Raw genomic sequence first — 13274 nt, 5'->3', positions numbered from 1 at the left:
ACGACGCCGAGGCGGCCGCGCTGCACATCGGCCACCAGACGGCCTGGTTCGCGCTGCACCGGCGGGCCGCGCTGCGGCCGGGCGAGACGCTGCTGGTGCACGCGGCGGCCGGCGGGGTCGGCAGCGCGGCGGTCCAGCTCGGCCGCGCGGCCGGCGCGCGGGTGATCGCCGTGGTCGGCGGCCCCGCCAAGGCCGCGGTCGCCAAGGAGCTCGGCGCCGACCTGGTGGTGGACCGGAGCGCCGGGGACTTCGTCGCCGCGGTCAAGGAGGCGACCGGCGGGCGGGGCGCCGACGTGGTCTTCGACCCGGTCGGCGGCGCCGCGTTCACCGGCTCCACCAAGTGCGTCGCGTTCGAGGGCCGCATCGTGGTCGTCGGGTTCGCGAGCGGGGGGATCCCGGCGCCGCCGCTCAACCACGCCCTGGTGAAGAACTACAGCCTGCTGGGGCTGCACTGGGGCCTGTACGGGACCCACGACCCGCAGGCGGTCCGGGCCGCGCACGAACAGCTCACCGAGCTGGCCGCGGCCGGCGTGGTCCGCCCGCTGGTGACCGCCCGCCTCCCGCTGACCGGGGCGGCGGACGCCGTCCAGCAGGTCGCGGACGGTCTCACCACCGGCCGGGTGGTGGTCCTGGGCAGCTGAGCCCGGCTCAGCTGCCCACCGGCCGGCGGCGGGTGCCACGCGCTGGTGGCGCCCGCCGCCGTCCCGGCCGTGCCGCCGTCCTCGCAGGCTGGTCAGCCGTCCCGGCCATGCCGTCGTCGTGGCCGCGCCGCCGTCCCCGCGGGCTCACCGGCCCGCGGGGACGGCGGGCCGGGACTAGCGCGCGAACTCCATCTCCGGGAAGCGCGGCGAGGGCCCGTCCAGGAGGTGGTCGTCGCGGCCGCGCAGCCAGCGGTCGAAGAACGACGCGACGTACGCGCGGGTCGCCGCCACGGCGCGCTCCGGCCGGACGTCCCCGACGTCGGAGCGCAGCGCCTCCCCCGACACGGCGCCCTGCCGGGCGACCTGCGGCAGCAGCGACTGCGCGTCGGTGTACGAGCCGTGCCGGGAGCCGGTGAGCGTGACGTCCGCCTTCCACCCGTTGCTGTGCTGCCAGAGCGCATCCCAGCCGGGCTGGTGGTGGTAGTCACCGGAGTCCTCGCTCCCGGTGCCCATCAGCAGGAACGGTCGGTCCAGGCCGTCCTCGGCGACGCTGGCCGGATGGACGCCGGTGCCGTCCGGTCCCGGGAAGTGCAGTTGGCCGTCCATGTCGATCCCGGCCGCGATCCGCGGGTCGTCGTGCATGGTCTGCACGGCGGTGAACCCGCCGGCCGAATGGCCGACCATGCCGATCCGGCCCAGGTCGAGCGAGGCCCCGAGGCCGGCCGGCAGCCGCCCGTCGGTGCGCAGCGCGGCCAGCTCGTCCAGGACGAAGCGGGTGTCGTCGACCCGGGTCCGCATGACCTTGCGCAGCAGGGCGCCGACGTCCAGGCCCGGGCCGGCCATGCCGGGGAGGACGGAGTCGGCGCGGGTGCCGTCCGGGAAGACCACCTCGGACGCGTCGTAGGTGTGGTCCACGGTGACCACCACGTAGCCGCGGGAGGCGAGGTCCTCGACCAGGCCGGTGCCCCAGGTGCGCGGGTCGCCGAGGCCGGCCGAGTAGAGCACCACCGGGCGGGGGCCGCGGCCGGGCAGCGCGGGCGCGTCCTGGCGGGCGTGGGTGCGGATCCCCTGCCAGGCCGTCCGGCCGGGCTCGGTGCGGTAGTTGAAGACGGCGGCGCCGTCCGCGCTGCCGAAGTGCTCGGCCGCGCGCGGGTCCATGTAGGGGGCGCGGTCGTCGCCGCTGGCGGGGCGCGCGGTCGGGTACCAGAGGCTGATCATCAGCTCGCGGGCCCGGTCCGGCTTCCACGGGTCCTGCCGCCCGGTGTCGGTGAGGTGCAGCGTGGTGGTGCCGACCGGGTGGGGCCCGGTGGGCTCGGGCAGCCAGGCGCGGGCCTGCCGCTGCGTCCAGGCCGGGGCCGGGGCCGTCGCCGTCGCCGGTACGGCGGCCGTGCCCAGCAGCGCCGTCGCCGCCAGCACCGCGGCGATCCCGGTCCGCGCCGCCCGGCTGCGGCGCCGGGCCGCGGACCGACCGGGTGCCCGGGTACGTGCCGCCGCGCCTTCCCCCGGCTGTCCTTGCTCCTGTGCCCGGTCGTCGCCCCGGTACTGCTCCTGCCCCCGCTCGTGCATGGTCGCCCGCTCCCCGTTCGTCCCCGCCCGCCGCCGACCGGCCGGCCCGTACCGCGACAGTACGGGCCGGGGTGGTGCGTGGACGTCATACCTCGGGACCGACTCTCCCGGATCCACCCTGAGGTGACACCCGTTCGCGGGAGCGTCGCGTTCCGGGCTCGCCCCTGGGGGCGGGGCCGGCGGCGCGTCGACGGCCGGTCAGCGGTGGCGCTTCAGCTCGCGCCGGGCGAGCGAGCGCTTGTGCACCTCGTCGGGACCGTCGGCCAGGCGCAGCGTGCGGTTGCCGGCCCAGAGCTGGGCGAGCGGGGTGTCCTGACCGACGCCGGCCGCGCCGTGGGCCTGGACGGCCTTGTCGAGGATCCACTCGACGGTACTCGGGGTGGCGATCTTGATGGCCTGGATCTCGGTGTGCGCGCCGCGGTTGCCGACGGTGTCCATCAGCCAGGCGGTCTTGAGCACCAGCAGCCTCAGCTGCTCGATCCGGACGCGGGACTCGGCGATCCAGTCCTGCACCACGCCCTGCTCCGCGAGCGGCCGGCCGAAGGCGACCCGGTCCAGGGTCCGCCGGCACATCAGCTCGACGGCCCGCTCGGCCATGCCGATGGCCCGCATGCAGTGGTGGATCCGGCCCGGGCCGAGCCGGGCCTGGGCGATCGCGAAACCGGCGCCCTCCTCCCCGATCAGGTTCGCCGCCGGGACGCGGACGCCGTCGAAGTGGATCTCGGCGTGGCCGCCGTGGTCGGAGTCGTCGTAACCGAAGACCTTCATCCCGCGCCGGACGGTGACCCCGGGGGTGTCGCGCGGGACGAGCACCATGCTCTGCTGCCGGTGCGGGTCGGCGCCGGGGTCGGTCTTGCCCATCACGATGAGGATCCGGCACTGCGGGTTCATCGCGCCGGTGATGTACCACTTGCGGCCGGTGATCACGTAGTCGTCGCCGTCGCGCTCGATCCGGGTCTCGATGTTGGTGGCGTCGGAGGAGGCGACCTCCGGCTCGGTCATCGCGAAGGCGGAGCGGATCTCGGCGTCGAGGAGCGGCGCGAGCCACTGCCGCTTCTGCTCGGCGGAGCCGAACTGGGCGAGCAGTTCCATGTTGCCGGTGTCGGGCGCGGCGCAGTTGAGGGCGGGCGGCGCGAGCTGCGGGCTGCGGCCGGTGATCTCGGCGAGCGGGGCGTACTGAAGGTTGGTCAGCCCGGCGCCCGGCCCACCGGGCGGACCGTGCCGATCGGTCAGGAAGAGGTTCCACAGGCCCTGCTTGCGGGCCTCGGCCTGCAGTTCGGCGACGATCGGCGGCACGGCCCAGGCGGTGCGGGCCGGGTCGGCGAGCTGTGCCTCCAGAACGGGTTCGGCCGGGTACACGTGCGCGTCCATGAAGGCCAGCAGCCGTTCGCGCAGTTCGAGCGTGCGGGCGTCGTGGGCGAAGTCCATCGGGTCAGCGCTCCTTGAGGGTGGTCAGGCCGTGCTCGGCGAGGACGGGCGCGATCTCGCCGGCCCGTTCGAAGCCCGCGCCGAGGGTGCCGCCCTGCTGGAACCGGTAGTGGATGCCCTCGGCGACGACGGCGAGCTTGAAGGAGGCGAAGGCGACGTACCAGTCGAGGTCGGCGGCGTCGCGGCCGGTGAGCCCGGCGTACCGGGCGACCAGCTCGCCGGCCGAGGGGAAGCCCGGGGCGGTGGCGGCGGAAGGGATGATGCCGCCGCCGACCCCGGCCAGCTCGGTGTACATCACCAGCAGGCCGACGTCGGTGAGCGGGTCCCCGAGGGTGGACATCTCCCAGTCGAGGACGGCGGCGACGGCGTCGTGCTCGTCGACGAGCACGTTGTCCAGCCGGTAGTCGCCGTGGACCAGGGCGGGTGCGGGGGACTCCGGCAGCCGGGCGGCGAGCAGGCCGTGCAGCCGGTCGACGCCGGGCAGCTCGCGGCTGCGGGAGGCGGCCAGCTGGGTGGACCAGCGGCGCAGCTGGCGCTCCAGGTAGCCGTCCGGGCGGCCGAAGTCGGCGAGCCCGACGGCCGCCGGGTCGATCCGGTGCAGGGCGGCGAGGGTGTCGACCAGCCGCTCGCCGATCGCGTGGACGCGCGCGGCGCCGAGGCCGGCGAGGGTGGCGGCGTCCCGGTGGGCGGTTCCGGGGACGAACTCCATCAGGTACCAGGGCGCGCCGAGCGTGTCCGTGCCCGGGTCGAGCAGGAGGGTGCCGGGGACCGGCACGCCGGTGCCGCCGAGCGCGGTCATCACCCGGTGCTCGCGGCCCATGTCGTGGGCGGTGGCGAGCACGTGACCGAGCGGCGGACGGCGCAGCACCCAGCGGTCGGTGCCGTCGGTGAGCACGTACGTGAGGTTGGAGCGCCCGCCCTCGATCAGCTCGGCGCCCAGCGGGCCCTGCACCGTGCCGGGCAGCTCGCGGTCCAGGTGGGCGCGGACGCGGGCGAGGTCGAGGCCGGGCGGGTCGACGGGGTTCTCTGGCACGGATCGCTCTCCTCACCTCGGACTGACTAAGCGCTTGCTTAGCATTCAGCGGTGGGCCGTACCGTGTCAATGCCGCCGGACCGCCAGAATGTCCTCCATGAGGTTGATCCACACGCTGGCCGGTGCGCTGCTCCTGGTCCTGACCGTCGCCAGCATCCTGCGGACCCTGGTGGTCCCGCGCGGGCTCTACTCCGCCCTGGTGCACCGGCTCTGGCGCGCCCTGCGGGCACTGCTGCGGCTGCTCGCGCAGCCGTTCGGCGGCTACCACACGCAGGACCGGGTACAGACCTGGCTCGCCCCGCTGGTCCTGCTCGGCATGCTGGGGGTCTGGCTGGGGACCATGCTGATCGCCTACACGCTGCTGCTGCACGGCACCTCGCAGCTGGACTGGGCGGTCTCCTTCCGTGAGGCGGGATCCAGCCTCTTCACGCTCGGCTTCGCCAGCGGCGACCGCCTGCACCTCTCCGTGATCGACTTCATGGCCGCCGCCAGCGGCCCGCTGGTGATCGCCCTGCAGATCTCCTACCTGCCCACCCTCTACGGCGCCTACAACCGCCGGGAGGTCGAGGTGACGCTCCTCCAGTCGCGGGCGGGCGAGCCCGCCTGGGGCCCGGAGCTGCTGGCCCGCCAGTCGCTGGTCGACACCGAGACGGCGCTGCCCCAGCTCTACCGCGACTGGGAGCGGCTGGCCGCGGACATCGGCGAGAGCCACTCCAACTACCCCGTGCTGCTCTCCTTCCGCTCCCCGCAGCCGAACCGCAGCTGGGTGGTCGGCCTGACCGCGGTGATGGACGCCGCCGCCATCCACCTGGCCGTCAACCCGCGCTCCGCACCGCCCGAGGCCCGCCTGGTCCTGCGCGCCGGGTTCACCGCGCTGCGCGACATCGCCCGTTCGCTGCGCGTGGACTTCGACCCGGACCCCTCCCCCGACACCCCGATCCGGCTCACCTACACCGAGTTCGACGCCGCCGTCGCCATGATCACCGCAGCCGGCTTCCCCCGCGAGCGCGCCACCGCCGACGCCTGGCCGCACTTCCACGGCTGGCGCGTCAACTACGAGGCGCTGGCCTACGAGCTGGCCCGCCGCAGCGACGCCGTCCCCGCCCTGTGGACCGGGCCCCGCGACTTCCACGCCCCTCCCATCCCCCCGGCCCGCCCCGCCGACCGCCGCCCCACCCCGCCGGGCCCGGCCTGATCCGGCGTCGGCCGCTCCGCTCCCGGCCCGCGGCAGCGCCGGGGTCCGGCCGCCGGCGGGGGGCTCAGACGTCGACCGTGGTGCCCGTGGTGAGGGAGTGCTCGGCAGCGGCCAGGATCTCGACCACGCGGAGGCCGAAGGCGGCGTCGCAGGGGTGCGGGACGCCGGTGCGGGCGGAGTCGGCCAGGGCGTCGAGGGCACGGTGGAGGGCGGCGACCGGGCCCTCGCCGCGCTCGGGAAGGTGGACGACGCCGGCCTCGCCGCGCAGTTCCATGCCGGTGCCGCCTCCGGCCAGCGGCGCGGTCAGGCTGAGCGCGAGGGTGCTGGACGCCCCGCCGGTGTGCCGCAGGACCAGGTGGACGGTGTCCAGCGGGCCTGCCACAGCGGTGACCTGCACCGCGTCGCCGAGCACCGGCAGCAGGACGGAGAGCGCGTGCGGGCCGACGTCCCAGAGCGCGCCCTTCTCGCGGCGCCAGGGCGACGCCGCGTACGGGCTGGTGCTGTCGGGGGCGAAGACCGAGCCGAGCCAGTCGGAGCGGCCGGTGAACCAGCCGCCAACCGCGGCCTGCTTCTCGATCCACGGGATCTGCTCGCCGCCGAAGCGGACGGTGAAGAAGACCACCGAGGCGAGGCCGCCGGCACCGATCGCCCCGACCACGCGTCGGGCGTCCGGGACGGTCAGCGCGACCGGCTTGTCCAGCAGCAGGTGGCAGCCGGCCTCGGCGGCCCGCACCGCGAGATCCGCCTGGACGGTCGGCGGGAGGGCGATGGAGACGGCGTCCACCTCGGCGAGCAGCCGGTCGAGGTCGGCGTACCCGGGCACGCCGTGCGCCGCACCGAGCGCGGCGGCCGCCTCGGGCCGGCGGCCCCAGACACCCGCGAACTCGTAGGCGGGGTGCTCCGCCAGGACGGGTGCGTGCACCCGCTCCGCCCAGGGGCCGGTGCCCAGCAGTCCGATCCGCATGCTGTCCTCCGCTCTCTCGTCGGTGGGCCGGTCCGCCGGTCCCGTTCATGGCGCTCCGGCCGGTTCCGCGGCGTCCGGTGCGCGGGCCGCTCCGCTGCGCGGTGCGGCTCCGCGGTGCGGCTCAGCTCCGCACGCGGGCCAGGGTGAAGCCGTCGTAGCCCTTGGCGCCCACCGTCTGCACCGAGGTCGCGGAGACCCGCGGCTCGGCGGCGATCAGGTCGTGCAGGCGCCGGGTGGCGGTGACCGCCGGGTCGGTGCTCGCGGCGTCGGCGACGGCGCCGCCGCGGACGACGTTGTCCACGACGATCAGCGAGCCGGGGCGGGTCAGCTCCAGCGCCCGGGCGAAGTACTCCGGGTTGCTCTGCTTGTCCGCGTCGATGAAGACCAGGTCGAACGGCTCGACGCCGCCCGCCACCAGCTCGGCCAAGGTGTCCGCGGCCGGGCCGGTCCGGACCTCGGCGACGCCGTCCAGCCCGGCCCGGGCGAGGTTGCCCCGGGCGACCTCGGCGTGGCGGGGGTCGATCTCCAGCGTGATCAGCCGGCCGTCGGCGGGCAGCGCCCGGGCCAGCCAGATCGCGCTGTAGCCGCCGAGCGTGCCGACCTCCAGGATCCGGCGGGCCCCCTGGGTGAGGGCCAGCAGGTGGAGCAGCTTGCCCTGGTTGGGCGCGACGGCGATGTGCGGCAGCCCGGCCCGGTCGGCAGCGGCCGCCGCGGCCTCCAGCTCCGGATCGTGGCCGATCAGCCGATCGGTGAAGTACGCGTCCACCGCGTCCCACGTCTGCTGCGTCATCGGGCCCTCCACCTGCTGCTTCACGTGCCACCGCCGGGGTAGCCCGATGCTACCCCGGCGGTGTGGCCGCTCCGCTGGAGCGACAAGCCCGACGACGTGCGGCGCTGCGGCGCGTCCGCACCCGTCCGCTGCGGACGGTTCAGTCCACGGCGGGTGCGGCGGCCGTCGGCTCGGCGGCTGCGGTGGCGGCGGCCGCGTCCTCGGCCTCGCGCTGCTTCGCGGTCCTGGCGGCCCTGCGCTTCATGATCCAGGCCGAGAGCGCGCCGATCAGCACGGCCAGCAACAGGCCCACCCAGGAGAAGCGCGACAGCCACTGCTCGGCCACCTTGCCCACCTGGTACACCAGCAGCGTGGTGCCGCCGGCCCAGACCACGCCCCCGAGCACGTTGGCGATGAGGAACTTCCAGTACGGCATCTTCAGCGCGCCGGCGAGCGGGCCGGCGAAGATGCGCAGCAGGGCGATGAAGCGGCCGAAGAAGACCGCCCACATGCCCCACTTCTGGAACGAGCGCTCGGCGCTGGCCAGGTGGTCCGGTCCGAAGTGCTTGGGGAACTTCCGTCCGAGCTTCTCGAACAGCTGCTTGCCGCCCTTGCGGCCGATCGAGTAGCCGATCGAGTCACCGATGATCGCGCCAGCGATCGCGCAGCCCGCCACCCAGACGGGGCTCACCACGCCCTTGGCGGACAGCAGGGCCGCCGACACCAGCGCGATCTCGCCGGGCAGCGGGATGCCCAGGGACTCCAGCCCGATGATCAGCGCGACCAGGGCGTACACCGCGTTCGGCGGTACGCTCTCGATCCAGGCGTCGATGTGCAAGGCCAGTTACCTCCGTGGCAGGACGAGCCGCGGCGGCGGTACGCGTGCGGTGCGCGGCCGGCGGTCTCGACGTCGATCATGGCGGCACAGGCCGCTCCCCGAAAGTGCAGCCTAACGTGCCGAGGCGGCCTGTCCCCCCGGCCGATCACCCCCGATTACGACGTACGCCGCGTTCTGGTGGTTCCGCCGAACGCACGGCAGCGCTCGGCGTCGCCGAGCCGGCCCGCGGGAGGCGGGAGCCGCGTCGCTCGGGCACCGCGCGCCGGTCGGCCGTCAGGTGATGCTGGTGTCGCCGAGGGCCTCCAGGACGCGGCGCAGGGCGTCGCCGGACTCCTCGACCAGGTCGCGGTCGACATCGGCCAGGAGCTTCGCGTAGTTCGCCAGATGGTCGGCGAAGGCGGCCCGGGTGACCTCGTGCCCGCGTTCGGTGAGCCGGATCTTGACCGTGCGCCGGTCCTCCCCGTCCCGTACGCGCTCCACCAGGCCCTTGCCCTCCATCCGGTCGACGCGGTTGGTGATCGTCCCTGAGGAGACCATGGACGCCTTGAGGAACGTCCCGGCCGTCAGGGCGTAGGGCGGCCCGGAGCGCTGCAGGGTGACGAGCAGGTCGAACTCGCCGACGTCCAGGCCGTGCGCGGCCGCGGTGGCCTTGACCGACCGCTCGACCACCAGGGCGAGGCGCTGGACGCGCCCGAAGAGCTCGACCGGCCAGAGAGCCTCCAGGGCTTCGGGGCGCTCCTTGGCCCACTGCCCGATGATCGCGTCCACGGCGTCGCTCATCGCCGTCACTCCTCTCGATCCCGACTCTCCCAAGGGGAACTCTATCAGGATCGATTCTCTTAGTTTCGAGATACTTGACTCTAAGAGAGCCAGATGTTGTTATCTCAGCGTTGAGATTGACGGTCCTGAACGAGGGGGGCATCCGATGTCCGCGCCGACCCTGCGCGCCCACCACCAGAACGAGAGCCGACACGAAGCCCGGCGGGACCAGAACGGCACCCGCACCGCCGCGCCCCGGCCGGCCGGCACGGGGACCGCTGCGCGCCGCCCGGTACCGGTCGCGTGGTTGGCGCTGCTGGCCACCCCGGTCGCCGCGAGCGCCAACAGCCCGGTCCTGATCCTTCCCGAGATGGCCGACTCGCTCGGCGTCCGCACGACCACCGCGACCTGGCTCGTCACCGTCTACGCCTGGGCCATGGCCGTCGGCACCCCGCTGATGGCGAGCCTGCTGCGACGCCGCGGCCTGGGCGGCACGCTGCGGCTGGGCACCGCCCTGATCGTGGCCGGCACCGCGGTCGTCGCCGCGGCGCCCTGGCTGCCGCTCGCGATGGCCGGGCGGGCGGCCCAGGCAGTGGGTGGCGCCGGCCTGGTCACGGCGGCGATGAGCCTGGCGGGCTCGGTCCGCCGGATGGGCGTGATCACCGCGGGCTTCGGGACGCTGGGGGCGGTGGGTCCGCTGCTCGGCTCGGCCGTCGCCGGGGCGACCTCCTGGCGGTTGTCCCTCGCGGTGGGGGCCGTCGCCCTCCTGGCCGTGCCGGCCGTCATGCGCCGCGCCGACCGGTCCGCGCCGCCACGGACCACCCCCTTCGACGGCCGCGGCGCCGCGCTGCTGATCCTGCCGGCCACCGCCCTGGTGCTCGTCCCGCGCTACCCGCTCCCGGCGATCGCGGCCTCGCTGGTGGCGGCAGCACTGCTGGTGCTCCACGTCCGCTCCAATCCCACGGGCTTCGTCCCGCTGTCGCTGCTGCGCACCCGGACGTTCGTCCTCTCCGCCCTGCTCGCCTGCACCGTGTCGACCTCGTACTTCACGCTGCTCTTCGCCGTCCCGCAGTGGCTGCGCGACCGGACCGGCTGGTCCACCTCCACCATCGGCACCGGCCAGCTGGTCGCCCTCCTCACCGGATCGGCGCTCGCCATGGCGCTGGCCGCGGCCGCGGCCCGGATGGGCCGCCGGCGGGTCCTGGCGATCGTGCTCACGGCCGGCGCGCTGGCGCCGCTCACCGCGGCGCTGACCCCCTGGGCTCCACTGCTCCTGCCGGTCGCGGCCCTGGCCGTCCTCGCGACGAGTGCGGGCCAGGCGACGCTGGCGGTCGCCGCCGCCCAGGCCACGTCGGCCGACCAGCGGCCCACGGCGATCGGCCTGTTCAACCTCTGCTACCAGCTGGGCGGCGCGTTCGGTCCGGCGATCGCCGCCCTGATCACGCTGGGCGGCTGACCGGCCGCCCCGGTACGGCCCCCGCCCGGGCTCCCGGGACCGGGCCGCGCCGAGGCAGCCGTGGCTAGGCTGGTGAAGCCCGCGGAGGAGGAACGATGGACCCGCTACGCGATGGACGCGGCGGAGCGCCCACCGCGCCCGCACGTGGCCCTCGGCGGCCCGCCCGCCTGCGGTTCGACGGCTGGATCGCCGGGCTCGGGACGGCCTCCGGCACCCGTCTGGTGGTGGGCCACTGGCCGGCGTCGCCGCTCGGGCCGTTCACCGACGTCATGGTCGAGCGCGCGGACGGGGACCGGCTCCTGCTGGCCCCCACCGAGTCGACCGCCGGCTTCGTCGCCGGGACGTACGCCTTCGACCGGGTGCTGATCGCACCTGTCCGGGTGGATCCGGGGCCGGTGGACTGGCGGGTCGCGGCGGGCCCGCTCGACCTCCACTTCACCGTCGGACGGCGGAACGCCCTCGGACACCTGCTCCGGGCCGTCCCCGCTCCGATCGCCGCCCGTCCGGCGTGGACCGCCGTGACCGACCCGCTAGCCCGGCTCCTGCTGGGCGTGCGCACCCGCGGCACGGCCGGACGGGGGCGGCGGGAGTGGTACGGCGTCCGCGTCCTCCACCTGCTCACCACTGCCACCGCCGTCCTCGAGGACCGGGAGCTCGGCCCGCTCGCACCGGTCACACCCGTGCGGTTCGGCTTCGGCTCCACGCCCCGCACCCCCTGCCTGGTCCGCGTCACGACCACGGTGGCCGTGCGCTGACGCCGACCGGCGCCGAGCGCCTGCCGCGCCCGCCGCAGCAGGGCAGGGCACCAATCGGACCGGCCGGACCACCGGGGACGGCGTCCAGCAGGACGGTCGCCCCCGGCGGGGGGTCGACGCGGCCCGCGACCAGGGCCTCTAACGGCCGAAGGAGACCCGCTCGCCCCGCCAGTCGGTCCTGCGGAGGAACTGCTCCCAGCTCAGCGCGTCCGGATCGATGCGCCTGCTCCACTCGGTGTCGCGGTCGTGTCGGAAGTATCCGAACTCCACGGCGTACTCGGCCATGCCGAGGATCTCGTCGACCAGCAGCGGGTTCTCCCCCAGCTCGGGGAAGTAGGTCAGCAGGCCGTTCCTGGAGCAGGCGTCGCGGTACTCGGCCTTGAGCCCGGTGACGCGGGAGAACGCCTCGACCATCTCCCCCGGGGAGACGGTGTCGCCGACGACCGGGAGGGAGGCACCGACGTAGGAGGCCGGATCGGAGAACACCTCGAGGACGGCCGGCCCGGTCGCGGTGAGCGGGTCCACGAAAGGGGCACGGAAGTCTTCGGGGAGGTAGAAGGGCATCAGCACGGTGTCGCCGTCGATGCGGGGGGCGTAGTACTCCAGGGCATTGGTGTAGAAGAACGAGAGCATGACGAAGGTGTGCGCGACCGGCAGGGTCCGGATGTGGTCGGCGATGAGCGCCTTGTCGGTGAAGTGCGGGGCGTACTTGGCACCCGACGACCTCTCCCGGACGTTTTCGAGCGTGCTGAAGACGAGGTGTCCGACGCCGGCCTCGACCGCGGCATCGGCGAGCCGGCACCCGAGGGCGAACTCGGCGGTGGACGGCGGCGCGACGGGCGGCGTCATGAGGAAGGCCCCGTCGGCCGATCGGAACGCCTCGACGAACTCGCCATGACGGCCGGGCTCCGGGGGGACCGTGACGATCTGTGCGCCCATCCTCGCGAGCTTCCCGGCCTGGGCGGAGCCGGCGGCTCGGGTCAGGGCCCGCACCCGGAACCTCCCGCTCTCGAGCAGGGACGTGGCGACACTCCTGCCCTGCTTGCTGGTCGCACCCGCGACGACGATCAACGGCTTGCCTTCGTCGGCCATCCTGCACTCCCTCTCCGGGGGTCCGGTGAATGATCAGGGAGATCATATCGACACATTTCGATTCGTCAATTCGTAAACCCGACCCGGAGGGGTCAGTACGTCACATCGAGATACGATGGTGCGTGGATGCGAGGAGGAGGCCGTGGCGACGTCACACGCAACGCGCCCGGGGGGCGACCACCCCCTGGACGCGGTCGAAGCCCTGAAGGCCCTGGCGAACCCCGCGCGGTGGCAGATCATGAACTGGCTGCGGGACCCGCACGGCGAGTTCTCCCAGTGGGAGCCGATCGCCGATCGGGACGAGGTCGGGGTCTGCGTCAGCCACCTGCAGGCCAAGTCGGGGCTGGCGCAGTCGACGGTCTCGTCGTACATGGCGACCCTGGAGCGGGCGGGCCTCGTGCAGTCCACGCGCATCGGCAAGTGGATCCACTACAAGCGCGACGAGGACGTGATGGCCCGGCTCGCGGAGGTGCTCCGCGGCACACCGTGACGCGTCGGGGCGACGTCGCGGGAGGGCCGGGAGGCCGGCCGAACGGGCCGGCTCCGGCAGCACGGACTCGACGTGCGCCCGGCCCGTTCGGCATGCTCGAAGGCGTCAGGACTGCAGTGCCCTGCGACCCTCGTTGATCTCGATCTTGCGCGGCTTCGCCTGGTCGGCCACGGGGATCCGCAGCTTCAGCACACCTGCGTCGTAGGTCGCCTCGATGTTGTCCGCATCGAGCGCCTCCCCGAGGGACAGCTGACGCGTGAAGGTGCCGACCGGGCGCTCGGAGACGAG

14 protein-coding genes are annotated in these 13274 nt (G+C 74.5%); 5 read left to right on the top strand and 9 right to left on the bottom strand.

Features of this window, described 5'->3' with window-relative positions:
• Positions 1–641, top strand: a 641-nt coding sequence (locus MCM47_RS38290; RefSeq protein ID WP_238951581.1) for a zinc-binding dehydrogenase, incomplete at its 5' end; no start/stop codon positions are given.
• Positions 642–815: 174 nt separating this feature from the next.
• Here the strand turns inward: MCM47_RS38290 and MCM47_RS38285 are convergent.
• The 3 genes from MCM47_RS38285 to MCM47_RS38275 form a co-directional block, all read right to left on the bottom strand.
• Positions 816–2207, bottom strand: coding sequence for an esterase (locus MCM47_RS38285; RefSeq protein WP_238865064.1), 1392 nt, complete (start codon positions 2205–2207; stop codon positions 816–818).
• Between the two features lie 198 nt (positions 2208–2405).
• Positions 2406–3635 carry an acyl-CoA dehydrogenase family protein gene (locus tag MCM47_RS38280; RefSeq protein WP_238865062.1) on the bottom strand — a complete coding sequence of 410 codons (1230 nt, stop codon included), beginning with the start codon at positions 3633–3635 and terminating at the stop codon, positions 2406–2408.
• A 4-nt stretch (positions 3636–3639) separates the two neighbouring features.
• Entirely contained in the window at positions 3640–4668 is a 1029-nt protein-coding gene (locus MCM47_RS38275) for a phosphotransferase family protein (protein WP_238865060.1), read from the bottom strand.
• A gap of 97 nt (positions 4669–4765) precedes the next feature.
• Between MCM47_RS38275 and MCM47_RS38270 the strand changes: the two genes are divergently transcribed.
• Positions 4766–5863 carry a hypothetical protein gene (locus tag MCM47_RS38270; RefSeq protein ID WP_238865057.1) on the top strand — a complete coding sequence of 366 codons (1098 nt, stop codon included), beginning with the start codon at positions 4766–4768 and terminating at the stop codon, positions 5861–5863.
• Positions 5864–5927: 64 nt separating this feature from the next.
• Here the strand turns inward: MCM47_RS38270 and MCM47_RS38265 are convergent, their stop codons facing one another.
• The 4 genes from MCM47_RS38265 to MCM47_RS38250 all read right to left on the bottom strand — a co-directional run bounded on the left by MCM47_RS38265 (position 5928) and on the right by MCM47_RS38250 (position 9214).
• Entirely contained in the window at positions 5928–6827 is a 900-nt protein-coding gene (locus tag MCM47_RS38265; RefSeq protein ID WP_238865054.1) for a Gfo/Idh/MocA family protein, read from the bottom strand.
• A 121-nt stretch (positions 6828–6948) separates the two neighbouring features.
• On the bottom strand, positions 6949–7617 hold the full coding sequence (locus MCM47_RS38260; RefSeq protein ID WP_238865052.1) for an O-methyltransferase: 669 nt from the start codon (positions 7615–7617) through the stop codon (positions 6949–6951).
• Between the two features lie 139 nt (positions 7618–7756).
• On the bottom strand, positions 7757–8434 hold the full coding sequence (locus MCM47_RS38255; protein ID WP_238865051.1) for a DedA family protein: 678 nt from the start codon (positions 8432–8434) through the stop codon (positions 7757–7759).
• Between the two features lie 273 nt (positions 8435–8707).
• A complete protein-coding gene (locus MCM47_RS38250; protein ID WP_238865049.1) occupies positions 8708–9214 on the bottom strand; it encodes a MarR family winged helix-turn-helix transcriptional regulator in 507 nt (168 codons plus the stop codon).
• A gap of 145 nt (positions 9215–9359) precedes the next feature.
• On the opposite strand from MCM47_RS38250, the gene MCM47_RS38245 reads away from it, so the two are divergent.
• Both MCM47_RS38245 and MCM47_RS38240 read left to right on the top strand, forming a co-directional pair.
• Entirely contained in the window at positions 9360–10649 is a 1290-nt protein-coding gene (locus MCM47_RS38245; RefSeq protein ID WP_238865046.1) for an MFS transporter, read from the top strand.
• A 95-nt stretch (positions 10650–10744) separates the two neighbouring features.
• Positions 10745–11404: a hypothetical protein gene (locus MCM47_RS38240; protein ID WP_238865044.1), complete on the top strand. Its 660-nt coding sequence runs from the start codon at positions 10745–10747 to the stop codon at positions 11402–11404.
• A gap of 138 nt (positions 11405–11542) precedes the next feature.
• Here the strand turns inward: MCM47_RS38240 and MCM47_RS38235 are convergent, their stop codons facing one another.
• The gene (locus tag MCM47_RS38235; RefSeq protein ID WP_238865042.1) at positions 11543–12496 is read right to left on the bottom strand and encodes an NmrA/HSCARG family protein; all 954 of its coding nucleotides are present in this window, start codon (positions 12494–12496) and stop codon (positions 11543–11545) included.
• 238 nt (positions 12497–12734) lie between these two features.
• On the opposite strand from MCM47_RS38235, the gene MCM47_RS38230 reads away from it, so the two are divergent.
• A complete protein-coding gene (locus MCM47_RS38230; protein WP_374209237.1) occupies positions 12735–12986 on the top strand; it encodes an ArsR/SmtB family transcription factor in 252 nt (83 codons plus the stop codon).
• Positions 12987–13091: 105 nt separating this feature from the next.
• Here the strand turns inward: MCM47_RS38230 and MCM47_RS38225 are convergent.
• A partial coding sequence (locus MCM47_RS38225; protein ID WP_238951580.1) for an Hsp20/alpha crystallin family protein occupies positions 13092–13274 on the bottom strand: 183 nt, incomplete at its 5' end.

The organism is Kitasatospora sp. A2-31 (assembly GCF_022288725.1).
GTDB lineage: Bacteria > Actinomycetota > Actinomycetes > Streptomycetales > Streptomycetaceae > Kitasatospora.
Note: the sequence above shows the minus strand (reverse complement) of the source record. Positions and strands in the feature narration are given on the sequence as shown.